This is a genomic window from Salinicoccus halodurans (assembly GCF_900114445.1).
Taxonomy (GTDB): Bacteria; Bacillota; Bacilli; order Staphylococcales; family Salinicoccaceae; genus Salinicoccus; species Salinicoccus halodurans.
The window spans coordinates 208819-230940 of record NZ_FOTB01000006.1 but is presented as its reverse complement, the minus strand read 5'-3'; the positions used below and the strand labels follow the sequence as shown (position 1 = coordinate 230940).

Annotated in this window: 40 protein-coding genes and 8 tRNA genes; 46 read left to right on the top strand and 2 right to left on the bottom strand. The window is 42.3% G+C overall.

Features of this window, described 5'->3' with window-relative positions; translation table 11 throughout:
* Positions 1-57: 57 nt before the first annotated feature.
* The 8 genes from BM271_RS13510 to BM271_RS13475 all read left to right on the top strand — a co-directional run bounded on the left by BM271_RS13510 (position 58) and on the right by BM271_RS13475 (position 800).
* Positions 58-131 (top strand) — tRNA-Met (locus BM271_RS13510).
* Positions 132-151: 20 nt separating this feature from the next.
* Positions 152-227, top strand: a tRNA-Asp gene (locus tag BM271_RS13505).
* A 24-nt stretch (positions 228-251) separates the two neighbouring features.
* Positions 252-324, top strand: a tRNA-Phe gene (locus BM271_RS13500).
* A 13-nt stretch (positions 325-337) separates the two neighbouring features.
* Positions 338-410, top strand: a tRNA-His gene (locus tag BM271_RS13495).
* A 25-nt stretch (positions 411-435) separates the two neighbouring features.
* Positions 436-509, top strand: a tRNA-Gly gene (locus tag BM271_RS13490).
* Positions 510-518: 9 nt separating this feature from the next.
* A tRNA-Asn gene (locus BM271_RS13485) sits at positions 519-593 on the top strand.
* Positions 594-596: 3 nt separating this feature from the next.
* A tRNA-Glu gene (locus tag BM271_RS13480) sits at positions 597-668 on the top strand.
* Positions 669-712: 44 nt separating this feature from the next.
* A tRNA-Ser gene (locus tag BM271_RS13475) sits at positions 713-800 on the top strand.
* A 57-nt stretch (positions 801-857) separates the two neighbouring features.
* Here the strand turns inward: BM271_RS13475 and BM271_RS13470 are convergent.
* Both BM271_RS13470 and BM271_RS13465 read right to left on the bottom strand, forming a co-directional pair.
* Positions 858-1883: a site-specific integrase gene (locus BM271_RS13470; RefSeq protein ID WP_046790583.1), complete on the bottom strand. Its 1026-nt coding sequence runs from the start codon at positions 1881-1883 to the stop codon at positions 858-860.
* A 13-nt stretch (positions 1884-1896) separates the two neighbouring features.
* Positions 1897-2514 carry a LexA family protein gene (locus BM271_RS13465; RefSeq protein ID WP_046790582.1) on the bottom strand — a complete coding sequence of 206 codons (618 nt, stop codon included), beginning with the start codon at positions 2512-2514 and terminating at the stop codon, positions 1897-1899.
* A 165-nt stretch (positions 2515-2679) separates the two neighbouring features.
* Between BM271_RS13465 and BM271_RS13460 the strand changes: the two genes are divergently transcribed.
* The 38 genes from BM271_RS13460 (at position 2680) to BM271_RS13290 (ending at position 22111) form a co-directional block, all read left to right on the top strand.
* Positions 2680-2928 (top strand): helix-turn-helix domain-containing protein, encoded by a 249-nt coding sequence (locus BM271_RS13460; protein WP_046790581.1) that lies wholly within the window; start codon positions 2680-2682, stop codon positions 2926-2928.
* A 1-nt stretch (position 2929) separates the two neighbouring features.
* Positions 2930-3868, top strand: a complete 939-nt coding sequence (locus tag BM271_RS13455) for a sigma factor-like helix-turn-helix DNA-binding protein (protein ID WP_052749879.1) — start codon at positions 2930-2932, stop codon at positions 3866-3868.
* The gene (locus tag BM271_RS13450; protein WP_046790580.1) at positions 3869-4144 is read left to right on the top strand and encodes a hypothetical protein; all 276 of its coding nucleotides are present in this window, start codon (positions 3869-3871) and stop codon (positions 4142-4144) included. It abuts the gene before it with no gap.
* Positions 4145-4147: 3 nt separating this feature from the next.
* Entirely contained in the window at positions 4148-4330 is a 183-nt protein-coding gene (locus BM271_RS13445) for a hypothetical protein (RefSeq protein ID WP_046790579.1), read from the top strand.
* The gene (locus tag BM271_RS13440) at positions 4327-4668 is read left to right on the top strand and encodes a hypothetical protein (RefSeq protein WP_046790578.1); all 342 of its coding nucleotides are present in this window, start codon (positions 4327-4329) and stop codon (positions 4666-4668) included. Before BM271_RS13445 ends, BM271_RS13440 begins: the two co-directional genes overlap by 4 nt.
* Positions 4665-4907, top strand: a complete 243-nt coding sequence (locus tag BM271_RS13435) for a hypothetical protein (RefSeq protein WP_046790577.1) — start codon at positions 4665-4667, stop codon at positions 4905-4907. Before BM271_RS13440 ends, BM271_RS13435 begins: the two co-directional genes overlap by 4 nt.
* Positions 4907-5131: a hypothetical protein gene (locus BM271_RS13430; RefSeq protein ID WP_046790576.1), complete on the top strand. Its 225-nt coding sequence runs from the start codon at positions 4907-4909 to the stop codon at positions 5129-5131. Before BM271_RS13435 ends, BM271_RS13430 begins: the two co-directional genes overlap by 1 nt.
* A complete protein-coding gene (locus tag BM271_RS14350) occupies positions 5132-5308 on the top strand; it encodes a hypothetical protein (protein WP_158462234.1) in 177 nt (58 codons plus the stop codon).
* Positions 5292-5504, top strand: coding sequence for a hypothetical protein (locus tag BM271_RS13425; RefSeq protein WP_046790575.1), 213 nt, complete (start codon positions 5292-5294; stop codon positions 5502-5504). Before BM271_RS14350 ends, BM271_RS13425 begins: the two co-directional genes overlap by 17 nt.
* A gap of 5 nt (positions 5505-5509) precedes the next feature.
* Positions 5510-5743: a hypothetical protein gene (locus BM271_RS13420; protein ID WP_046790574.1), complete on the top strand. Its 234-nt coding sequence runs from the start codon at positions 5510-5512 to the stop codon at positions 5741-5743.
* A 74-nt stretch (positions 5744-5817) separates the two neighbouring features.
* The gene (locus BM271_RS13415; protein ID WP_052749878.1) at positions 5818-7773 is read left to right on the top strand and encodes an AAA family ATPase; all 1956 of its coding nucleotides are present in this window, start codon (positions 5818-5820) and stop codon (positions 7771-7773) included.
* Between the two features lie 2 nt (positions 7774-7775).
* Entirely contained in the window at positions 7776-8159 is a 384-nt protein-coding gene (locus BM271_RS14540; protein ID WP_052749877.1) for a helix-turn-helix domain-containing protein, read from the top strand.
* A 3-nt stretch (positions 8160-8162) separates the two neighbouring features.
* Positions 8163-8378 carry a hypothetical protein gene (locus BM271_RS13405; protein WP_046790573.1) on the top strand — a complete coding sequence of 72 codons (216 nt, stop codon included), beginning with the start codon at positions 8163-8165 and terminating at the stop codon, positions 8376-8378.
* Complete coding sequence (locus BM271_RS13400) at positions 8378-9304, top strand: recombinase RecT (protein ID WP_046790572.1); 927 nt, start codon at positions 8378-8380, stop codon at positions 9302-9304. Before BM271_RS13405 ends, BM271_RS13400 begins: the two co-directional genes overlap by 1 nt.
* 11 nt (positions 9305-9315) lie before the next feature.
* Positions 9316-10020 carry an MBL fold metallo-hydrolase gene (locus BM271_RS13395; protein WP_234960611.1) on the top strand — a complete coding sequence of 235 codons (705 nt, stop codon included), beginning with the start codon at positions 9316-9318 and terminating at the stop codon, positions 10018-10020.
* 3 nt (positions 10021-10023) lie between these two features.
* Entirely contained in the window at positions 10024-10206 is a 183-nt protein-coding gene (locus tag BM271_RS13390; protein ID WP_200795356.1) for a hypothetical protein, read from the top strand.
* Entirely contained in the window at positions 10207-10413 is a 207-nt protein-coding gene (locus tag BM271_RS13385; protein WP_046790570.1) for a hypothetical protein, read from the top strand.
* Positions 10414-10617: 204 nt separating this feature from the next.
* Positions 10618-10830 (top strand): hypothetical protein, encoded by a 213-nt coding sequence (locus BM271_RS14220; protein WP_046790568.1) that lies wholly within the window; start codon positions 10618-10620, stop codon positions 10828-10830.
* Positions 10831-10832: 2 nt separating this feature from the next.
* The gene (locus BM271_RS13375) at positions 10833-11060 is read left to right on the top strand and encodes a hypothetical protein (protein ID WP_046790567.1); all 228 of its coding nucleotides are present in this window, start codon (positions 10833-10835) and stop codon (positions 11058-11060) included.
* A gap of 147 nt (positions 11061-11207) precedes the next feature.
* A complete protein-coding gene (locus tag BM271_RS13370) occupies positions 11208-11489 on the top strand; it encodes a hypothetical protein (protein WP_046790566.1) in 282 nt (93 codons plus the stop codon).
* Positions 11470-11715, top strand: a complete 246-nt coding sequence (locus BM271_RS13365) for a hypothetical protein (protein ID WP_046790565.1) — start codon at positions 11470-11472, stop codon at positions 11713-11715. The genes BM271_RS13370 and BM271_RS13365 overlap by 20 nt, the downstream gene beginning before the upstream one ends.
* A gap of 7 nt (positions 11716-11722) precedes the next feature.
* The gene (locus BM271_RS13360) at positions 11723-12571 is read left to right on the top strand and encodes a DnaD domain-containing protein (RefSeq protein WP_052749876.1); all 849 of its coding nucleotides are present in this window, start codon (positions 11723-11725) and stop codon (positions 12569-12571) included.
* Positions 12568-12939, top strand: coding sequence for a hypothetical protein (locus BM271_RS13355; protein WP_046790564.1), 372 nt, complete (start codon positions 12568-12570; stop codon positions 12937-12939). Before BM271_RS13360 ends, BM271_RS13355 begins: the two co-directional genes overlap by 4 nt.
* A complete protein-coding gene (locus BM271_RS13350) occupies positions 12914-14191 on the top strand; it encodes a DnaB-like helicase C-terminal domain-containing protein (protein ID WP_046790563.1) in 1278 nt (425 codons plus the stop codon). The genes BM271_RS13355 and BM271_RS13350 overlap by 26 nt, the downstream gene beginning before the upstream one ends.
* Before the next feature lie 11 nt (positions 14192-14202).
* Positions 14203-14520 (top strand): hypothetical protein, encoded by a 318-nt coding sequence (locus BM271_RS13345; protein ID WP_046790562.1) that lies wholly within the window; start codon positions 14203-14205, stop codon positions 14518-14520.
* On the top strand, positions 14517-14687 hold the full coding sequence (locus tag BM271_RS14345) for a hypothetical protein (protein ID WP_158462233.1): 171 nt from the start codon (positions 14517-14519) through the stop codon (positions 14685-14687). Before BM271_RS13345 ends, BM271_RS14345 begins: the two co-directional genes overlap by 4 nt.
* Before the next feature lie 11 nt (positions 14688-14698).
* A complete protein-coding gene (locus BM271_RS13340) occupies positions 14699-15370 on the top strand; it encodes a hypothetical protein (protein WP_046790561.1) in 672 nt (223 codons plus the stop codon).
* The gene (locus BM271_RS13335; RefSeq protein ID WP_046790560.1) at positions 15363-15572 is read left to right on the top strand and encodes a hypothetical protein; all 210 of its coding nucleotides are present in this window, start codon (positions 15363-15365) and stop codon (positions 15570-15572) included. Before BM271_RS13340 ends, BM271_RS13335 begins: the two co-directional genes overlap by 8 nt.
* A 13-nt stretch (positions 15573-15585) precedes the next feature.
* Complete coding sequence (locus BM271_RS14340; protein ID WP_158462232.1) at positions 15586-15756, top strand: hypothetical protein; 171 nt, start codon at positions 15586-15588, stop codon at positions 15754-15756.
* On the top strand, positions 15744-16043 hold the full coding sequence (locus tag BM271_RS13330) for a MazG-like family protein (RefSeq protein ID WP_046790559.1): 300 nt from the start codon (positions 15744-15746) through the stop codon (positions 16041-16043). The genes BM271_RS14340 and BM271_RS13330 overlap by 13 nt, the downstream gene beginning before the upstream one ends.
* Complete coding sequence (locus BM271_RS13325) at positions 16043-16489, top strand: DUF1064 domain-containing protein (RefSeq protein ID WP_046790558.1); 447 nt, start codon at positions 16043-16045, stop codon at positions 16487-16489. The genes BM271_RS13330 and BM271_RS13325 overlap by 1 nt, the downstream gene beginning before the upstream one ends.
* Before the next feature lie 2 nt (positions 16490-16491).
* Entirely contained in the window at positions 16492-16896 is a 405-nt protein-coding gene (locus tag BM271_RS13320) for a hypothetical protein (protein ID WP_046790557.1), read from the top strand.
* Positions 16897-17116: 220 nt separating this feature from the next.
* Complete coding sequence (locus BM271_RS13315; RefSeq protein WP_234960608.1) at positions 17117-17470, top strand: hypothetical protein; 354 nt, start codon at positions 17117-17119, stop codon at positions 17468-17470.
* A gap of 243 nt (positions 17471-17713) precedes the next feature.
* A complete protein-coding gene (locus BM271_RS13310; RefSeq protein WP_046790555.1) occupies positions 17714-18025 on the top strand; it encodes an HNH endonuclease in 312 nt (103 codons plus the stop codon).
* Positions 18026-18174: 149 nt separating this feature from the next.
* Positions 18175-18510 carry a P27 family phage terminase small subunit gene (locus BM271_RS13305; protein ID WP_052749875.1) on the top strand — a complete coding sequence of 112 codons (336 nt, stop codon included), beginning with the start codon at positions 18175-18177 and terminating at the stop codon, positions 18508-18510.
* Complete coding sequence (locus tag BM271_RS13300) at positions 18507-20195, top strand: terminase TerL endonuclease subunit (protein WP_046790554.1); 1689 nt, start codon at positions 18507-18509, stop codon at positions 20193-20195. The genes BM271_RS13305 and BM271_RS13300 overlap by 4 nt, the downstream gene beginning before the upstream one ends.
* A gap of 15 nt (positions 20196-20210) precedes the next feature.
* Complete coding sequence (locus BM271_RS13295) at positions 20211-21350, top strand: phage portal protein (RefSeq protein ID WP_046790553.1); 1140 nt, start codon at positions 20211-20213, stop codon at positions 21348-21350.
* Complete coding sequence (locus BM271_RS13290; RefSeq protein ID WP_046790552.1) at positions 21347-22111, top strand: head maturation protease, ClpP-related; 765 nt, start codon at positions 21347-21349, stop codon at positions 22109-22111. The genes BM271_RS13295 and BM271_RS13290 overlap by 4 nt, the downstream gene beginning before the upstream one ends.
* Positions 22112-22122: the final 11 nt, after the last annotated feature.

The following is a 22122-nucleotide window of genomic DNA, read 5'->3' as shown; positions in this document are numbered from 1 at the left end:
TTAACAAAACATATAGTATATATATCAGACGTTGAAAAACGACGTAAATAATATTATCGCGGGATGGAGCAGTCTGGTAGCTCGTCGGGCTCATAACCCGGAGGCCGGTGGTTCAAATCCACCTCCCGCAATTTTTTTTGTTTATAATTAAGGTCCCGTGGTGTAGCGGTTAACATGCCTGCCTGTCACGCAGGAGATCGCGGGTTCGATTCCCGTCGGGACCGCCATTTTTAAAATTCTATACATACCAAGGTTCAGTAGCTCAGTCGGTAGAGCATGTGATTGAAGCTCACAGTGTCGGCGGTTCGATTCCGTCCTGAACCATAATATTATGATGGCGGTTGTGGTGAAGTGGTTAACACACCGGATTGTGGTTCCGGCATGCGTGGGTTCGAAACCCATCAGCCGCCCTTATATTTAAATATTAATAATTTAGCGGGTGTAGTTAAATGGTATAACCCCAGCCTTCCAAGCTGATGTCGTCGGTTCGATTCCGATCACCCGCTCCATTTTAATATTCCACAGTAGCTCAGTGGTAGAGCTATCGGCTGTTAACCGATCGGTCGTAGGTTCGAATCCTACCTGTGGAGCCATATGGCCCGTTGGTCAAGCGGTTAAGACACCGCCCTTTCACGGCGGTAACACGGGTTCGAGTCCCGTACGGGTCATCATTCAGAAGTGAGTCCGCTCACTTCTGTTTTAATTAAAACATGGACAGTTGGCCGAGCGGCTGAAGGCGCACGCCTGGAACGCGTGTATACGGTAACCCCGTATCGAGGGTTCGAATCCCTCACTGTCCGTTATAACCCCTTGAAACCATGCGGTTTTGAGGGGTTTTGTGCCATTTATGTGCCATTTTAATTTGCTTCCAGATATTCAACGATCTTTTTATCATCTTCCAATTCCCTCTCTTCCAACAGATGGGCGTACACCCGCTGGGTAATCTCCATGCTTGAATGCCCCAACCGCTTACTCATTGTTGATAGTAAAATACCCTCGTCCAGCATGATAGAGCAGAATGTGTGCCTTAATCCGTGTAATGTAATCCATTTATCCTCCGGGATATCTATGTGCTTCTGTGCGGTCCGCAGTGCCTTCAAACAAGCATTGTGTGAAATGGTAAAGGGCGCACCGCTGATTCTGGTCGGGTGCCGGTCCAGTCTTTTTTTGATATATGCAATATCTTTTCTGCTGACAGGCACGATGCGATCTGCGGTGTCTGTTTTTGTGCCGGGCAGATGGATTTTGTTGTTCATTTGGATATCCTCATACTTCATATTTGCCACTTCGCTGAAACGTGCCCCAGTCACCATCAATATATAGATGACCAGGTAAGACATTTCACTTCTCGTTTTTACATATGCTTTTAGATTTTCGAAATTCGTTCGACTTAGGTACTTGGATTCTTCCGTTGCAGAAGGCTTCTTTCCTTTGACCACAGCACCCTTTGCCGGGTTCCGGGCAATGATCCCTTCGTCATGTGCATGGTTGAAGGCAGCCTTTAAAAAGTTATTCAGCTTTCGTGTGGACTCCTGCGTTCTATTTTCAGCATACTTATTTAATAACTGCTGGTAGTCATTCTTCCGCACATCCTTCAGTAGTTTATCTTCTCCAAATTCTTCGATGAAAATATTCAAAGCGTTTAAATACCACTTATACGAACTTTTGCTGATATGTGGCTTCTTATGAATGTCTACCCATTCCAGGTAGAACTCTTTGAAATTAATGGCGTGGTCCAGCTGCAAGCCCTGCTCATGATCATTAATGTGTTTGCGTGCCGCAGCCGTTGCTTCCCGCTTTGTATTGAACCCGCTCTTCCTTTTACGCTTATTGTTGATGTGGATGTCATACGCCCATTTGTCATCTCGTTTGTAAATCCTCATGATAGCAGCCTCCTTAAAATTTCCTGTGCATCCCGATCACTTTTCCGATAATGCATACTTCATCTTGATTATTATAAATCTGCGGATCGTGTTCCGGGTTGTCTGATTGTGGCATTAAGACGATGGAATCATTTACATATTTAATCTGCTTCAGAGTGGCATTATAACCATTTACCATGACCACGCCCATTTCGCCATTCTCTACGATGGAATCCTTCTCGATAATTACAATGTCATTTTCTTTAAATTCTTTATTCATGCTGTCTCCTGAAACAATTAAGCCAAACACTTCTTTGCCAGGTCTTACTTCATCGGCCGGCAGATATATGTAGTCTACAATATTTTGCTCGCTGTAGATCGGCATACCCGCAGAGACTTTGGAAACGACCGGAATTTGTTTGACAGGCACTTCAGTAATAGTATGTTTTTCTAATAATAAATCTTCAATAGATATACCAAGCACATCCGCCATCTTGCCAATATCCTCCATAGGTATCTTGCGTATTCCTTTTTCATACTTTGATACCGTTGATTTATGTATCCCTAATCTATCTGCAAAGTCCGTTTGCTTTAAATTCATTGCCGCTCTCCGAGATTTTATTATCTTTCCTATTTCTACTGAATTCCTCATTTTTACGTTCCCCCATTTAATGTATATATTTTATTATATTGCCAATACGGCAACAAGTCAAACATAAAAACGGAAAAATGTAGACGAATTGGAAAAATAAATAGTTGACAATATGGCTACTAACACATAGAATTGGATTTAACACATAAGAGGGGAGGATAAAAAATGGTTGAATTCAATAGAAACAGAGTGAAGGCTGAACGGATTGCAAGAGGGTTGAGCGTTGAAGAGATGGCAAAGAAGATGGGCATTCATGCTGGCACTTACAGCAAGAAAGAAAATGGCAAGCTTAGAATCACGGTTGAAGATTTATCTTTAATTTTTACGGTGCTCGGTATTCCAGAGAAGGATTGTGGTATTTTTTTTACAACAAGTGTAGCCAATATGGCTACTAATAAAAAGAAGGTGAATTAATGTGGTTAGAAAGAGAGGCGAAATTGTAACTACTTTCCCTGATTGCGAATTTGTTGATTTAGAGAATAACCTTTTTAGAGTTTTTGAAGATGGATCTATCTTAAGGAAAAAGGGGACGCAATATGTAAGGGCGCCCCAAAATAGAACAAGCAGAAATGGGAGATACCTAACAGTTTCTGGAATGGTGAACGGTAAACAAAAAAGTTTTTATGTTCACAGGCTTCTTGCTGAAGCTTTTATCCCTAACCCAGAAAGCAAACCGCAGGTCAACCATATAGATGGTGTTGGCGATAACAACTCGCTCGACAATCTTGAATGGGCTACAGCTTCAGAGAACATCCAACATGCACATGACAACGATCTTATGTTTAAACCTGAAAGTTATATCATTTGCGTAATGTGCAGAAAAGCGTTCAGGACTCACACGGATTATAAAGAGTGCAGCGAGTGCAGGGTAGGAAAGGTGAGGGCTTTAGAGTCAAGAAGAAAAGAAATAAGGAAGATTGAGAATATCAGAAAAAATATGTCTCACATCAACTTTAACCAATTAGACAGATTTTATGATGAGAAACACAAGTTCATGGCACTAATGAGATACGAGGGAATGACCTTGCAAGAAATATCTGAATACTTCGGGATAACGCGCGAAAGAGTACGTCAGGTAGTAAAGAAAATAGAAACCGAATTGAACCCTGAACCCAAAAGAGAAAGCAATAACTATATCGCCAAATCAGCTGTCAGTGAAAACGAAATTATCAGAGCTAGATATTTTAACAAAATAACGTTGAAAGACATTTCTGAAGAATTAAAAGTATCCGTTCCAACGTACTCGAAAATGGAGGAAGACCTTTCACTCTTCAGAGTTAAGGATGCTGTAAAAGTCTGCGAGATTTTAGGTCTCGACTTCGAAAAAGTTTTTCTAACCAAGGACGTGATCTAAATGCTCATAGACGAACAAGCATTCAAGCAACTCATTCACGAAGCTGTTAAAGAAGCACTGCCTCAACAAGCGCAGCGCGAGTATCAGGAGTACGCAACGATCAACGAGTTCCTCGAAATCAGCGGTATGAAAGAAACGTGGTTCCGGGATAACGTCCTGTCACATCCAGACTTCAAAGAGTGTGTGTTCCGACCCGGCAACAAGTATTACATCCACGTCAGTAAAGGCCTGGCAAAACTGGAACACATATTAAGGGATCTGGAAAGAGGTGCTTAGGCAATGGGAGAAAACCAAATTGCAATCATATTCGGTACGGTACTCGGCATTGTACTCACACTCACGGCGCTCGGCATATTACCCGGAAAAATATTAGTCATCGGCTTCCTGGTCACACTGTTTATCTTGGTCCCGACCGGCATGATTGTATCAGCGAAATATGAAAATTGGAGGATGGAGAGATGAATTTAAAAGAAGAAACTATTGAAGTATTGAAAGAAAACAACAAAAATATTTCGGACATAAAGTGGATTGGAAACAAACGCTTCACCATTCCTCACGACGAAGATCTATCTATTTTAGATGTTGATTACGATGACGGCTTTGGTTCCGCTCGAATTGCAGAAGATTTGATGTTAGTAGGTGACGGATTTTGGCTGGAACGCCATGAATATGACGGCAGTGAATGGTGGGAGTATAAAGAACTCGTTAAGAAACCGGAAGAAGAAAGAGAATACACCAAAGTGGCCGGCGGAATGTGGAACTCGTTAGAGGAATTAAATGAGAAGGAGGAAATGGAATGAAAAAACTAATCATCGGAACATCGGTCATTGTTGCAACTGGACTCATCGCAAAGAAGTTGAATAAGAAACGGCCTGGCATTCGTATATCCGAACATGGAATTTCTGGATTGAAATGGGAGCGAGGACCAGGTGGTTTATCAACGCTACTCAACACTAAAGACATTGCAGATGCAATCGAACGACAAAAACACCTAGAGAGGATAAACAGAAAAATCGCATTAGGAAGGATAGATTTCTAATGAATAAGAAGGAACTAATAACTCAACTGGAACACATCATCGAAACACTGAGAGAAGAGGACGTAATCATTAACCGGGCTTCAGTCGATCACACGCTATATCACGATACAAACAGAGCGTATGACAGCGAAAGCCGGACAACAAAGTACGTAACATTCAAAGGCAGCGAAGACTTCGATATTCATATCGACCTGGAACACCGCATCGAGAAAGAGGTGGATTAAATGGAATACATCAAAATCCCGTACAGCTTATTCAAATCAATGGTGCTGGAGAGTAAAGAAAAGGATATTCAAATCTTTGAAACAGAAGCAGATTTACGTGTCATCAACGAACGTCTGGAACGCAGCGAGGAAGCTTATGACAAGTTGGAGGAGGAATTGGATGCTCAAAGAAATTGAAGCGGTCAACGCTGATACTGGCACGAAGGAACATTTTGAACTGCACAAGGTCAATCAGGACAAACGCGGAAAGATTAAGTCAGTCGAATTATTCCAGAACGGTGAACTCGTCACTTACTTTAAAACCGGCAATGCAATATTCTACTCGAATACTAAATCAGTGAGCATACCAGCGTATGAATTAGAAGGGAGGTGAAAAGGATGAACAAAGCAAAACTTGGAATTGATACACCGTTTGTAGGTTACAAGATGCGATGGGGGTGTTCAGTAAGTAACATCATTGAGTTTTCTGGCGGGAAAATTAAGCAAGACGGTGGTGGAGAACTTATCTTTTTTGGATCTCTTGGCGAATTCAAAGTAATACAGAATGGCGATTACATTCTTAAGAACACTGTCACTAACGAAATCATTTTGATTGAAGCAAATAAACAATAAAAAAGACACACTCTGCAAAGTGTGCCGATAAGCAAATAATATTATACCGGAATTATAACATGGAGGGCTAATAAATGAAATTACGATTACAAGCACTCGACATCGTCGACTTCGCAGGCATCAAGCATCAGACATTCGAGTTTGAAGGTAAGGATGCCAAGATCTACGGCGACAATGCGACAGGCAAGACGACCACCGCACTCGCACTCTACTGGCTGCTGTTTGACAAAGGTCTGGAATGGCAGAAGGTGGACATCGTACCCAAAGACGAAGCGAACAACCACATTCACGAAAAGGTGCCGAAAGTGTCTGCCATCTTTGATATGAACGGCACTGAACTCAAACTCCAAAGAGAATCCCATCCCAACTATGAAAAGGTCGAAGGCTCCACGAAAAAACACTACAAGAATTCTCGCACTACAAAACAGTACATCGATGATGTGCCATTCCCGATTACCAAGTATAAGGCTGAAATCAACAAGATCATTGACGAAGAAGTGTTTAAGCTCGTCACCAATCCCGATGCCTTCCCGCAGCTTCATTGGGAGGACAAGCGCAAGATGCTGTTCGAAATCACTGGAGACATTACGGACGAACAGGTCATCGAATCCTCTAAAGAACTGAAACCGCTGCTCGACATTATTAATAACCGCACGATTGAGGACCACAAGAAAGTCATCAGCGAGAAGTTAAAGAAAGCAAAAGAGGACCTGGAACATATTCCAGTGAAGATCAATACGCTCAATGAGCAACTGCAGGAGTCATCTGCAGACCTCAATATCGATTCGGTCAATCAGCAGATTGAGTTACTGCAAAAAGAGATCACGAACCTGGAAGACAAACGCAGTCAAGCGAGAAACGGTGGAGCAGTCACAGATATTAAACGTCTGATCTCCGATAAGCAGTTCGAGATGGACAACATCAAGCGCACAGTCGAGGGTGACACACTCGATAAAAAGAACGGGCTGCAACGTAACCTCTCCTCACTCGAAAGCGATATCGATATTTTTGAATCTCAATATAAGCGAGTGGATAACGAAATCGAGAATCTTAAAAAGTCTCGAGAGAATGCACTGAATGAATATCACGAAATCAAAAAGGAGCGTGACACTGCTGAAATTGAAAAGTTTAACGCGGACGTTACGGACACTTGTCCAAGTTGTGGTCAGCCTTTACAAGAGCATGCGGTAGAAGAAGCCAAGCAGCATGCAGAAGCGGAATTCAATCAGAAGAAGTCTCGTAGATTGGAACAGTTGGATGCGGATCTGCAGAGACAAGTTAAAGCCGGCAAAGATATTGTGGCTTCGATTGAAGCGAATAAAGCCAAACTCAACGATATTGATAACAGTCTGACCAATACCAAAAAAGAAATCAGCAAGGTATCAAAGCAGCTTGAAAAGGTCTCCGGAGACCTTGTAAGCGCCGAAGACACTGACGAGTACAAATCCTTACAAAAAGAAATCGAAGGACTGGAGAACAAGCTGACGAATGAACAGGCAAGCGTTTCAGAATCAGTCCAGACAATCGAATCAGAAATTAGAGAAAAGCAATCAGCGTTGGATGAACAAAGAGAGGTTCTGGCGGCTCATAAATCAACGGAACATATCAAAGCATCCATCCAGGAATACCACCAGGAAGAGGATGAACTGCTGGATCTGATCGAGGACTTGAAACATCAGAAATACATCATCGATGAATTCACGAAAACCAAAGTCAATCTGATTACTGAAAAGGTCAATGGCATGTTCGACCTGGCACGATTCAAATTGTTCCATCAGCAAGTGAACGGTGACATTAAAGAGACGTGCGAAATCATGGTTGATGGAGTCACTTACGATGGTGGGTTGAATAACGCTGCTCGTATCAATACCGGCCTGGATATCCTGTCAACACTTAGTCAGCACTTCGGTGTCGAAGCTCCTTGCTTCATCGACAACGCTGAAGCAGTCACGCAGCTGAAAGAAACAGACTCACAGCAAATTGAATTGATCGTATCAGAGAAAGACAAAACATTGAGATTGGGAGTGTAGAGATGCAATTTGAAGAGGGTCAGGAAGTGATGATTGATTATGTCCCTGGAATGATGAAAGCAACAATAAAAACTGTTCGAGATGATGCTTGTAGAGTATTCGTGCACAGAATAGGCAAGGAAATGTTGTTCGACATCAATCATATATATCCTGTTGAACCGGATTTTGAAAATATGATTGAAAGCAAATTAGGGGAACTCATACACAATCGAAGAACTAATATCAAAGAAGTTCACGAAGCTACTGGGCTATCCAGAACAACCATCTCTAATCTTGTAAATGGATATGCCAGTGGGATTCGATTTGAAACTCTAACCAAATTATCAAACCACTTTAATTGCGAGATAACTGACATTATCAATTATGAAAAAGAAGAGGAAGTGTAGAGGATGGCAAAGGCGTTGGTAATAACATCATTCGAGGTTTACTTGCCCGAAGTGGAAGAAGACTATTATATCGGTCGGCAAGGTGTGAAGGAAATTCATCATAATTACGATGAAGAAGGCTACACTATCGTTTTCGACAACAACACCTTTAAGAAATTCAGTGGGAACGTCCCTCATGCAATTGGATACAAAATTAAAAATCTAAAGGAGAATGAATAATGACTAAAAATGAAGTGCTCGTAAAAAACCAAAAGATGGGCGATAACGTCCTTGCTAGAGTGAAAGAACTTGAAGGACAGGGCAACCTTAACTTCCCTGCCAACTATGCACCAGAAAACGCAATGAAGTCGGCAATGCTTATCCTGCAAGATCTCAAAGGCTCGAAGAAAGACGGTTACAAGCCGGCATTAGAATTCGCTAATCCAAACAGTGTTGCTAACGCGCTCATGGACATGGTGGTGCAAGGCTTGAACCCTCAAAAGAGTCAAGGATATTTCATCATGTACGGCGACAAGGTGCAGTTCCAACGCTCATATCTCGGCACAATGTCAGTCACGAAGCGTGTCACAGGCGCTAAGGAAATCAACGCAGAAGTAATATTCGAGGGCGATGACGTTGAGTACGAAACAATCAACGGTAAGATCACGAACCTCAAACACAAAACAAAGTTCGGCAATAGAGATACAAAGAACATCATCGGTGCATATGCCACTATCGTCTTCGAGGATGAGAGCAAGAACTATACAGAAATCATGACCACAGATGAAATTGAAACAGCCTGGAAGCAGTCGCAGATGGTGTATAACGGAGAATTTAAAGCAGACGGCACACATCGTAAGTACCCGCAGGAGATGTCTAAGAAGACAGTCATCAATCGTGCATGTAAGAAGCTGCTCAACAGCAGTGATGATTCCAGTCTCTTGAAGCAGCAGGTAATGAATTCAGATGATCGTCAGCGTAAAGAAGTATTTGATACACAGGTTTCCGAAAACCATGCAACTGAAGATCTCGACTTCCCGGATGACGTTGTAGATGGAGAGTTCAAAGAAGCTGACCAGGAGCCGGAACCGATGCAGAAGCCAGTCGATTATGACGAAGAAACAGGAGAAGTGAAAGAAGACGATAAAGATGATAATCCATTTTAGGAGGAGTTGTCGTGCAAATTAAAACTATAGGCAGTGGATCATCAGGAAACGGATATTTCGTTTCCGATGGTCACACTCAAATTCTCCTGGAAGCTGGCATCAAGTTTGACAAGGTGCAGAAAGCATTAGATTTCAAAACTCGAAAAGTATCAGCTTGCTTTATAACTCACAACCATCTGGACCATGCGAAATACACTGAAGATTATTTGAAGCACGGACTTACATGCTACACAACAGCCGGGACGAGCCAGGCGCTCGGATTACAACACCATAGACTTAAAACGATTGAATATAAAAAAGTGGTACGCATTGGATCATTACGCATACTTCCTTTTGAAACCCAGCACGATGTCGCAGAACCTTGTGGCTTCCTCATACAGAGCGATAACGGCAGCAAGCTATTGTTTGCCACTGATACGTACTACATCCGTTACAGGTTCAAGGGCATCACACACATGCTCCTGGAGGTCAATCACGATTATGACTACATGATGGAACGTGTCGAGAGTGGCGCGCTGCACAAGGCGCTTGCCAATCGGATTATGAAGTCGCACCTCAACCTGGAGAACGCCATCAATTATCTGCAGGCGAGTGATTTATCGCAGCTGAAAGAGATCCATCTGATACACATTTCTAAAGACAACGGATTGAGAAATAGATTTAAAGACGAAATTCAAAAAGTGACTGGGGTTCCGGTCAAGATAGCGGGAGGTTAAATGATGGAAAAAGAATATGCCTTCTACCGTGGTGAAGAAATACTCGCAACAGGAACCATCGCAGAAATTGCACGGACGGTCGGTGTGAAAGTCGAAACGATCAAGTGGTACAAATATCCATCATCGAAGAAACGAAGCACATACAGCTCCCTGGTGCCGTTGGACGATGAAGAGGACGTGAGTTAAATGACTTTATTCACCGGCCTCTTACATCGCAAACACCTTTACAAAGACGGCGAACGCTTTGCAACGATGATACCAGGCGCAGAAACGGTCAGTATTACGCAGCACATGTACCACATGGTAATGAATCAAAAGCGTATGACAATGACTTATACGGATTATGAGCAATGGCTGAAAGATAATAATTATGAAGAGAGGGAGACGGGATGAGATGTAATGTAACAGATTGTTATTGGAATATGTGGAGTCCAAGACATCCATATACTGACGAATTGTCGAAACAATGTGTTAGCGAAAATTTAGATGCACACTTTGATGAAGACGAAGATTTCAAAATGACTCCAAATTCTAAAACGTGTGAAGGTTACTTAAATTTTTATGAATTTCGTGGAGACGAGAAAGAAGGTTAGCTAAATGAAAACCACACCAAACCTACTAGACGGTGAATTGATGATCGTTGAGCGCCATATGAAGTTGTACGGCTTCGTGACACGCATGTACTCAAAGCACTCCTATGAACGCAGCTTCATCCTTGCAATCGGCAGGACAGTGACACGAAACCATATCACGAAAGACGTGAAGATTTCCGAAACCGATGAAGACTACATTTTGAGAGTGGAGGATTGAATATGCAGACACTGGAAGAAAAGGATGCACGGATAGAAGCGCAGGCGAAGAAAATAAGAGAGTTGAGAGACGAGATTACGCAGCTGCAAGGGGAGAAACGTGACCTCACTGATGCACTGAATCTCACGAGCAGAGAAATGGAGTATTACAGAGCGGATTATGTGCGCCGTCCGAATATGCGGACTGACCAGAATTGGGACAGCAGGCCAAGAATAGAGGTGTCGGAATGAGTGAAGTAGTTAAGGTAAAGTGCAAAAAGTGCGGGGAAGTGAACCGTGTTTATATGAATATTCAAGGACCGATTAAAGATTATGGATTGTGCCAAAAATGCAGCGGTGATTTATAAAAATTATAAAAAGTAATAGGGAGTGAGCAGGATGGAATATAAATTCAAAGACGAAATTAAAAGTGCCTTTACAGAATCATTCTTGCGAAAAAACAATACTGATGAATTGTGGGATATGCAAAATGAACTCGATGAAACGTATGCCAAAGCGCAGGCGTTTGATGAAATACAAAAGAGTTTCTACGAAATAAGGAAAGACATGAAAGATAAAAATGTGGGTTACGTTTTAGGTTATCAGACTGTCGGAACAGAAACTGCTAAATACATTAAAAAATACGAAAGCGGTGATTCAGATGGCTCGCACGAATCGTAAATGGGATTACACAGATGAACACCTGGCCATTGCGGCAGAGAGCGGCATCAGTAAGCGAGTGTTCAGGCAAAGATTATATCAAGGGATGTCAGTCGAAGATGCGATGACACGACCGATTGGCAAACAGGGGCCGAAGCAGATAGCGGACAGGGTGGAAGTGGTTACCGCAGTCAAACCATCGCCCTGGTATCTATATCAATTTTACGGAATGTTTGGGAAGTGGTGAATAAGACATGAGCAAACACAGATTCGTGCACGTCTCATTTTGGCAAGATTCGTTTGTACTGGATCTGTCTCCGGAAGAGAAATATTTTTATCTGTATCTGATGACGAATTCGAAAACCTCACAGATCGGCATATATGAATTACCAAAAAGAGTGGTCGAATTAGAAACAGGTTACAACCGTGAGACCGTTGATAAATTACTCAATCGATTTATCGAATACGGAAAGATTCAATACAACGATACTACCAAAGAAATCATGCTCATCAATTGGGTGAAGCACAACTGGAATTCAAGTCCGAATGTATTGAAACATATCGCAGCTGCCCTCAAAGAAGTGAAACATGAGGATTTTATAAAAGAATACCTCAAACAAGCGGCTGTCATTGAAGATGATGATAAAAAGATACGTCTTATAAGCCCCTTGCAAGCCCCTTATAAGCCCCTTGGTGAGTCTATGGAACAAACTAAACTAAAGAAAAAGGAAACTAAAGAGAAAGAAAAAGAAAAACTAAAGCCACAGAGAGAGACAGATATCAGAGATTTGGTTGATTATTACGAAAAACATTATACAACCATTACAGGACCGTCAGTTGTCGAGTCGTTTGAAGAAAAACTAGATAAAGGATTCACAAAAGAAGCAATTCTTAAAGCGTATGAAATTGGTAAGGAGAATGACAAAAAAGAAAACTGGTATATCAACGGTATTTTCAAGAATTGGGATAAGGCAGGCACATATACTCTTGAAGAAATAAACGCCGCTGAAAAAAAGAGAGCGACATCTAAAGCGGGCAAAGATCCCCTTGCTGACGTATGGAACCTATCCGATGAAGAATTACAGAGGAGGTACGGAGAATGAGTGCGAACGAAGCAAAAGAGATACTGCACGAAATATATATCCTTTATCCAAACTTCAACAGAAACAATTTTGATAAATTCAATGAAACTTGGCTGATGAAACTGATGAAGGGTGACTACAAAAAGACTAAGCGCAAACTGATGGAGTATTCGGAGGGTAATCCTTACCCACCAGCACTGGCCGATGTCCTGGTCAAAGAACATAAACCGCATCAGCAAGTGGATATGACCATCAAAGAAGACCGCGAGCGCGTCGCTGCAGAAATGGCGGACCCGAAGAAGCGTGCGGAACGTGAAGAGAAACTAAAGAAGTTGGCAGCAATGGAGGAAAGGATGAGGAAAGATGTTTACGAGCGAACCGATACTTGATGAACTGGCACACCATGAAACACAAGTCCTTTCCCGCACACTGCAATACCCGGAATTAAAAAATCAGCTTAAATTGGATCCTTCATGGTTCTATGATCAGCGCCATCAAGCGATTGCCAAAAAGATAATGAGCGACCCGGACTTCAACAAAGAAAAACTCGTGACCGAATCCATCCGTGATAAACAGAAATATGGGGATGTCGAATTCATTCAAACGATCATCAACTATGGTGTCGCTTCCGGTTCCTCTGCAGAACATCTGACTGATCAGAAGTTTGTCCTGCTTAAATTCGTAGAACGTGAAGTGGCCAAAGCAGTGAATGAGTACCAGCAAGACCCAACTACTGAAAGTCAACTTAAATTAAGCAAGCGCATTGAAGCGTTGAATAAACTCGACTTCGGTGACAGTGATCAGAAGTTTGAAATTCTAAGAGAAATTATGGGCGACCTTACCTCTGAAGAGAAACGCGCCATCATGAAGACTGGATTCAAGGAACTGGATGATATCATTGGCGGCTTTGAAATGCAGCAGCTGAACGTCGTGGCAGCACGTCCAAGCATGGGGAAGACAGCCTTTGCACTGGAACTCGGAAAGAACCTGGCAGACAGCGGTTCAGAAGTCATATTTTGTTCAATCGAATCCACGGTGAAAAACATGACCCAGCGGTTACTTTCTTCAATCTCACACGTCGGTCTGTACAAATTTAAAGAGCCGGTGAAGCTGATGAGCAACGAAGAAGTAGATAAGGTGATGGGCGCGATTGATATTTTCTACAACAAGGATATGAAGATCGTAGAGGAAGCAGTCGTCACACCGAATATGATCCGTAAAATGGCCAATAATATACCGGAAGACAAAACCGGCTTTATCATCATCGACTATCTGCAGCTGATGGAACCGGATGAAAAACTCAAAAGCAAGTATGAAGAGGTGTCACAGGTGTCCAGAGAACTCAAAATCATTACACAGGAGTTCCCGAACGTGACGATTATCGCGCTGGCCCAACTCAACCGCGGTGTCGAAATGCGCCAGGACAAACGCCCGATGATGTCCGATTTAAGAGAATCCGGCCAATTGGAACAAGATGCGAACATGATTATGATGCTGTACCGGGATGACTACTATCACGATGAGGAAAATGCACAACCCGGCGCGCCAAGTCCATTAGAGTTGATTGTTGCTAAAAATAAAGACGGTGACCGCGGCACGGCAAACCTTAAATTCTATAAGCATATCCAAAAAATATATTAGGAGGGACGGTGATGAACATCCTGGAGTTACTCAACAGTTTTAACGGACATATAGAATCAGCTAGGAAGTTCCAGGGTGATGATGCCGCTGCTGTTCGAACGTTCGCGATATACAAAGACATTATTTATTATCTGGTCGATTCCGGCAAATTAGAAATGACGGATGATCAAGATAAGTTCTGGGCGTTCTCAAAAGAATTCACGATATCCGCCATGTATCGTGTTGCAAATAACTATCGCAGGAAAGAGGGTATGCCGCTCCTGGACTTTAAGGAGCCGGCATACCACAACAAAGAAAATAAACTGGAAGACTGGAGGGCTAATCAATGACCGCGCTCATTACACTTGTATTCATCGCATTGATTGCAATCATCGTTGCTGCCGTTGTCCTGACTGCTTCTGAAATACAAACGATGCGAATTAAAAGCCGGATTAATAATAGCACCATGTCACATCCTAAGCCGACGGAAGAACAGGCTAAAAAATATGGAAAGTAGAGGTGGCGCGAATGACTGAAATCCTAGCTGGAATGCTCGGTGGCTTCGTCTGGGGTACAGTGCTCTTATTTTCAACCGGCATTTTCAAGAAACATATCGCACCATTGATATTCAAAAAAGAACCGGACGAAATCGAGATGTTAGAACAAACGATTTGGAGTAAGCGAGAAGAACTATACCGCAGGAATCAAATAGAAAGGCTGTCATCAGAGATTGAACGCCTGGACGAACATTTATACCCCGAAGAGAAAGAAACGCGCAGAGAGTCTTTAAATGATGTTTATGAAGATGTCGGAGAATATACCGTGAATCCGCTTCGGTACATGGGGGTAACTGCTGAAGAAGCTGCCGAAAGTCATAATAGGGCGACAAGGAATTTAAGGCGTGGAACTGATAGGAAACCAGTGAAAGCACCAGACCGACCATCACTTATTAAAGCGACATTTCCGATCAATGCATTAAAACCTGTGTTCTGTGCTCAATCGAATTGCGACAGAATGTTTCTTACAGGAGCACCACATCTCTTCCCGGAGTGGATGTGCGATAACTGTTCAGTCAAGAAAGAGAAAGAACCAGGCCCGACGTATCCGGAGATAATAACAGCTTATGCCGATGGAGTCGTGATTCAAAAGGAATTCAAATATCCACCACTTAAAAATGTAGGAGGGAATGCTGATGAATAAAGAAGAGATGAATGAAGAGGATGTTGAGTATTTCGAGCAGCTGGAGCTGAAAGACCAGGCAGTGCGGACGATGAACGTTGTAATCAATAATGAGCCTGTATCTAAAAACATGCTGGAGACGTGTTTAAAGCACGGTATGAATGAAACTAAAGCGATGCTCTCAACGATGGAATTCATTGAGAAGACGATGAAAAGGAATTAGGGAGGACGAGTGAATGAAAGCATCAATATATCTCGTGCTTGAAGCCGTGGCTTTTATCGGATCGGTAATTGCATTTTCGACAAATAGTATTGAGTATACCGCGCTCATGATTTCTTTTGTTGCATTATTCGGCACAAGAAGGCTGGAAGCTAAATTAGAGGAGGAAAATAAATGGATGAACTAATCAAATTGGTAGAAGAATGGTCTGAGAATAAGAAGTTGCATGAAGCAGATTCGAGTAAGCAGTATTTGAAAGTAAGCGAGGAAGTCGGAGAGGTCGCTGCAGCATTAGCAAGAGGCGACCAGAACATGCTGAGAGACGGCATAGGAGATGTTGTGGTCACTCTAATCATCCTGGCGCAACAGAATGACATGGATTTATATGAGTGTCTGCAGACGGCTTATGACGAGATTAAAGGGCGCAAAGGAAAAATGGTCAGTGGAGTTTTTGTAAAAGAGAGTGATCTATAATGGCGGTCAAAAATAAGTACAGTGCACAAAAAATAACAGTCGACGGCATCAAGTTCGATTCAAAGGTCGAAGCTGAATACTACGAACATCTGCTGCAGAAACAAAAGGCAGGCTACATCAAAGAGATAGAGTTACAGCCAGTGCTCAATATCCATCCAGCGTTTGAGTATTACGGCAAGAAGCGACAGAAGATGTATTACAAACTGGATTTCCGAGTGAAGTATCACGATGACTATGAAGTGTGGATTGACATCAAAGGCATGGCGACACCGGATGCAAAGATGAAGCGCAAGATTACTGAGTATATGCATAAGGATAAACATATCATCTGGATCAGCAAGTCGATTAAATATGGCGATAAGTACGGCTTCATAGAGTATGACGAACTCGTAAAGATTAGGGCGGCGAATAAACGGGCTGCAAATAAAATGAAGAGGGGTAAATAAATATGACTGCAATTATCGATAAAAACAAAATGAGAAACATTAACCATGCGAGCGAGCTGATATTCAAAACGTTTGGGATTGATTCCATCAAAGTGGAGATTAAAAAATTCATGGTGTCGAACAGTCAAACACAATTCGTTATCGAATGGACGGATAGAGGCGTGACACTGGATGCGACGATCATGGCAACACAGATCAAAGACAAATGGGTCCGCAGTAAGTACGATGTCGAGTTCGAAGCCGAACAGCATGAACGCCTGAAACATCTTCAGAACGAACTATATAACCAGGATGATATCAATGACGATGTATTCGAAGATCAAGAGTATGATCCGGCTCGGGGATATGTGGAGAAGGATAAAGAAGATAAGCAAACAGAGATAGACCTGGAGCACGAGGAAGGGTAGACCATACGCCAGATAATCCATATGTAAGCGCAGAGAGGCGAAAGACTATCTACATGAGCAATCATGCCAATGAAAGGTATCGTCTCTCATATGCGCTCTAAATGATTCATAAAGCATATCACGAAAGGATGGTCGCACCTTGTACTTGATAAATGACATAAGGCAAATCATAAATGATTATCATTGGAAGAAGAGACTGATACAGTCGCAAGTGTATGAGATGGATAGTACATCCACTGCACAGTATGGCATCGAGTCTGCCATGCCGAAGGCGCAGGGAGAGACAGGAGACAAGGTCGCATCCATTGTAATGCGCAATGAGAAGGAGCGACAGAAGCTGGAGAAACTAATCAATGAGGTGTCCTTCATTGATATACATGAGTCGCATATCCACAGTGATAAGAACTATCACATCCTTCAGCTGCTCAAGCAGGGGGAGAGTAAGCAGAGGATTAAGGTGCTGTTGAACATGAGCAATGGCAATCTGTATAAGCGGATTGACCAGATCGTCATCATCCTATTCAATGCTCAACCCGAGACAGAAAAGAAGGATAGGAAGAAATGGAAACATTAGAGGGAATGGAAGGTCTGACAGGGATTATTCTTTTTAATATCAATCGGGTTATACTGTGGTTGTAAACAATTACGAGGGCTTATCACTTAGGTGGTGAGTCCTTTTGTTATGAGGTGAAGCATATGATTACTCAATGCAGTAAGACACTATGCCAAAGCTTGAGAGGAAGTGATCAGCTATGTTGATAAGAGTAGCTGTATCTTGATCGTCATACATTGACTTACCTTGTTGAGGTGAAAGCGAATGGACTTCGAAGAACGAAAGAAACTTTATAAGTCTAATGCATGGCAGGTGACACGCAAGCTGGTACTTGAAAGGGATAACCATGAGTGTCAGGAATGCAAACGGAATGGCAAAGTATTCACTGACTATCATAAACCCGATAAGCACAAACGATTGGATATCGACCATATTAAATCATTGGAACGACATCCACATCTTGCATTCGATATGGATAACCTACAAACGTTATGTATCAAATGCCATAACAAAAAAGAAAACAGATTCCATCCAAACCAATCGAAGCGAAAGAAATGGTTCGACGAAATGTGGTGAAGTCCCCCGGCCTAAAAGTTTTGCGTTTATAAAACCGCTTGGGAACGGGGTGGGGAATCAACTCCGCAGATTTTCAAAAAAATCCCTCATGTAAGGGGGCTCACGAAAAAAGGGGTGGGGGGTATTGACAAAAGAAAGGGGTGAGTAGCATGGCGATTGCGATGGCAAAAGTCGAAAGATATCTGATATCAAAAATTGATAATGATGATCACAGTGCAATTGAAGTGGTTGATCGTTATATCGATTTAATGCGGATGTTCCGGCGGATGCAGAAACAAATATATGATGACGGACCGACTGTAGAAATACAGAACGGAGAGCAAAACTATGTGAAAGCCCATCCGCTTATCAATGATATGAAAAACATCAATGCTCAAATGCTGAACTTAAAAAAAGACATTGATCGATATATGAAGGAATACCAGGAAAAATTAAGAATGGAAGCAGCAAGCAAAGAGTATGACTCTGATGAACTAATATCATGAGTGCTGAAAAATCTATTCTTAATAAAAATGGTATTCCTTCTTTTGTTACTGATTACATTGATAGCTATAAAAAGAATAATATTGTCCTTAATATCGAAAGAATCAAACTCATAAAACAACTGGAAGATACCATTTTCAAGAAAGTCGAATCCGGCGGATTATACTTTGATGAAAAACATATCGCCGGCTGTATCAACTTTGCTGAAAAGTGGTACTTCCCCCTGGAGCCATTTCAAAAGTTTATCATCAGTTTTATTTTTTTGTACCACTCGCACAATCAAAGAGCTTACTATAAAGAGTTTCTGATTATGATGGGACGTGGTGGCGGTAAGAACGGCTTAATCTCCGTCATCAGTCATTATCTAATTTCAGAACTTCATGGCATTGAAAATTATAACGGATCTGTAGTGGCGAACAGTGAAGAACAGGCAAAGACAAGCTTTGAAGAAATATACGATGCGATCAATAAGAAGTCTTTATTACAAAGAGCATTTTACAAAACGAAACTGGAGATTACATCCAACGCCACCAATTCAAAGTTTAAATTCCACACGGCAAATCCAAAAACAAAAGATGGGGGCCGTCAGGGATTCGTTATCTTCGATGAAATTCATGCGTATGAGAATGCTTCATTAGTCAACGTTTATAAGTCCGGTATGGGGAAGAAAAAAGATTCTCGGAAGTTTTACATTGGTACGGATGGTTATGTCAGAGAAGGCTATCTCGATAGCATGAAAAATAAAGCAAATAATATTTTAGACGGCGAACATCCTGATTCCAAGATGTTCGTTTTTATTTGCAAGTTGGATGATGTCAAAGAAGTCTCCGATGAAACTATGTGGGAGAAAGCCAATCCGATGTTCTCCCAGCCAATGAGTGAATACGCTGAAATTCTTTATGAAGAAGTGAAAGAGGAATTTTTGGAACTAAATTATGACAGTACCTCCCGTACTGAATTTATGACGAAACGTATGAACCTGCCGGAAGAGGACATGGAAAAGATCGTGGCGAGTTGGGAAGATATCATGCAAACCAGCCGCCCCATGCCGCTGCTGAATAACCGTACAGCGATTGTGGGTGTGGACTATGCAAATGCAATTGACTTTGCCGCAGTCGGATTTCTTTTCCGCATAGACAATAATTATGTATGGCACAGTCACTCATTCGCCAGGAAGGAATTCCTGGATACACATTCATTGGGTCCGCCCATCGGAGAGTGGGAGAAGAAAGGTTATCTCACAATTGTGGAGGCACCGACGATTGATCCTAAATTAATGGTCGATTGGGTTAAGCAAGAATGCGAGAGATTAAATCTGACCGTCCACAAGGTGATGGTGGATAACTTCAGATATGACATTACCCGGCCTGCATTCGAAGACGCGGGTTATGAAATGGAACTATTGAAGTATATGCCTTCCATCCATGCACAACTCTCTCCACGCGTGGAAACAATATTCAGGAACCATCAAGTTATCTGGGATGATAATCCGCTCATGCGCTGGTATACGAATAATACCGCTGTGAAGATTAAAAAAGATGGCAATAAAGAATTTATAAAGAAAGATCCTGTAAGGCGTAAAACCGATGGGTTTCACGCCTTTTTGCATGCCCTTTACAGGAGTGATGAGGTTGTTGGACAAGACCTGGATAAATCATTCGACATGCTAGAACTAATCGACTTTTAGAAAGGTGGTGAAACAGTGGGAATCTTCGCTGATGTATTTAAAAGAAATCTGGAAATAAGGGATGCGCTGGATCTTGATTTACAAACAGACCCCTCAACACGTGCTTATCTCAAATCGATCGCATTGCAGACCAACATCAACTTTATTTCCAGGACATTCAGCCAATCCCATTTTTGGGTGATGGAAGGTGACCAGCGGATTAAGAATACCCTTTCTTATAAGTTGAATGTAAAACCGAATACCGATTCAAGCGCCAGTGATTTCTGGCACAAGGTCATCTACAAACTGGTCTATGACAACGAAGTCCTGATTATTCAAACGGACACCGAGGATTTAGTAATTGCAGATGATTTTGAAAGAGTGGAGTTTGCGCTGAAAGATGACGTGTTCAAACGCGTGGAAGTCAAAGGCTATAAGTATACCCGCAGTTTTTTGATGAGCGATGTGATGTACCTCAATTACAACAACGAAGAGTTACAAAGCTACGTCAATAAACTCTTTGGAGATTACGGTGAGTTATTCGGTCGCATGATGGACGGACAACTTCGCAAGTACCAAATTCGCGGCGTACTTAAAGTGGCGACCGGCGGCGGTCAGTTGAACGTCCAACAGATGCAACGCCTGCAGAAATATGCCAATAAGATCTATGACAGCTTCACGAATAAAGGTGTGGCCATCGTCCCGGAAGTCAGCGGGTTTGAATTTGATGATATGACCAAAACGCCGTCCGGCTCCGATAATGGCGCGGATAACATCCAGAAGCTGAAGAAGCTATTCACTGAAGAAGTGGCAAAAATGATCGGCATTCCCCCGGCGCTCATTACCGGCGAGATGGCCGACCTGGAGAAAGCGATGGAGGCCTACTTGGAATTCTGCATTAATCCATTGATTAAAAAGATTGAGGATGAATTGAACAGTAAATTCTTCGATAAATCCGATTATCAGAATGGCCGCCGTATTGAAGTGGTCGGATTGAATAAAATCAATCCATTCAAAAGTGCGGATGCGCTCGATAAACTCATTGCGTCCAGAATCATTAATCCGAATGAAGGCAGGCACTTCATCGGTCTGGAACGCGTGGAAGGACTGGATGATTATGTACTTACCAAAAACTATGAGAAAGATAACGCATTGAGAGGGGGTGAGAATGAATGACGAAGCAGCAGCTTATAAAAAATGGCATGAAGTACCAATTTAAAAATGAAGTGCAGGATGATAAACACGTTCTCACACTTTCGGGCGTGGTCGCGAAACCAGATTGGCTCGACAGACTATTTGAAACAGAAACGATCAACGCGGAAGATATTGCTGAAGCGCTCGATGATGTGGACAAGGACATTCTGATTCGTTTAAATTCCGGGGGCGGAGACGTGTTTGTGGGAATAGAAATTTACAACTACCTGAAGAATCATCCTTCACATATCACGATTGAAATTACTGCATTGGCAGCAAGTGCTGCATCGATTATAGCTCAGGCGGCCGACGAATTGATTATGGATACCGGCTCATCATTAATGATTCACCAGGCATCCACATTCGCTTGGGGCGACAAGACGGAACTTAAAAAGACACTCAACGCCCTGGAGACGATTGACGGCTCACTGGTTGATATTTACAACGAGCGCACCGGCATTGACACAGCAGAACTGGATGAACTCCTCACAGGCGAAACGTGGTTCACTGCGGACGAAGCAGTAGAGAAAGGTTTTGCTGATAGGAAGTCCAGCAGACAGGCGCAACAAACGGTTGAAACACCTGAAGAAGAGCCAAGCGTTCCGGAAGAAGCGACGAACGAAAAAGTATTGAACCTGTTGAAACAACAGACCGAAAAAATGACGGCAATGACAAATGAGATTTCCGCATTGAAACAAAATAATCCACAAAACCAGGAGCCGAAAAGAAGGCTCTATTTTTAATTCAAAAAAAG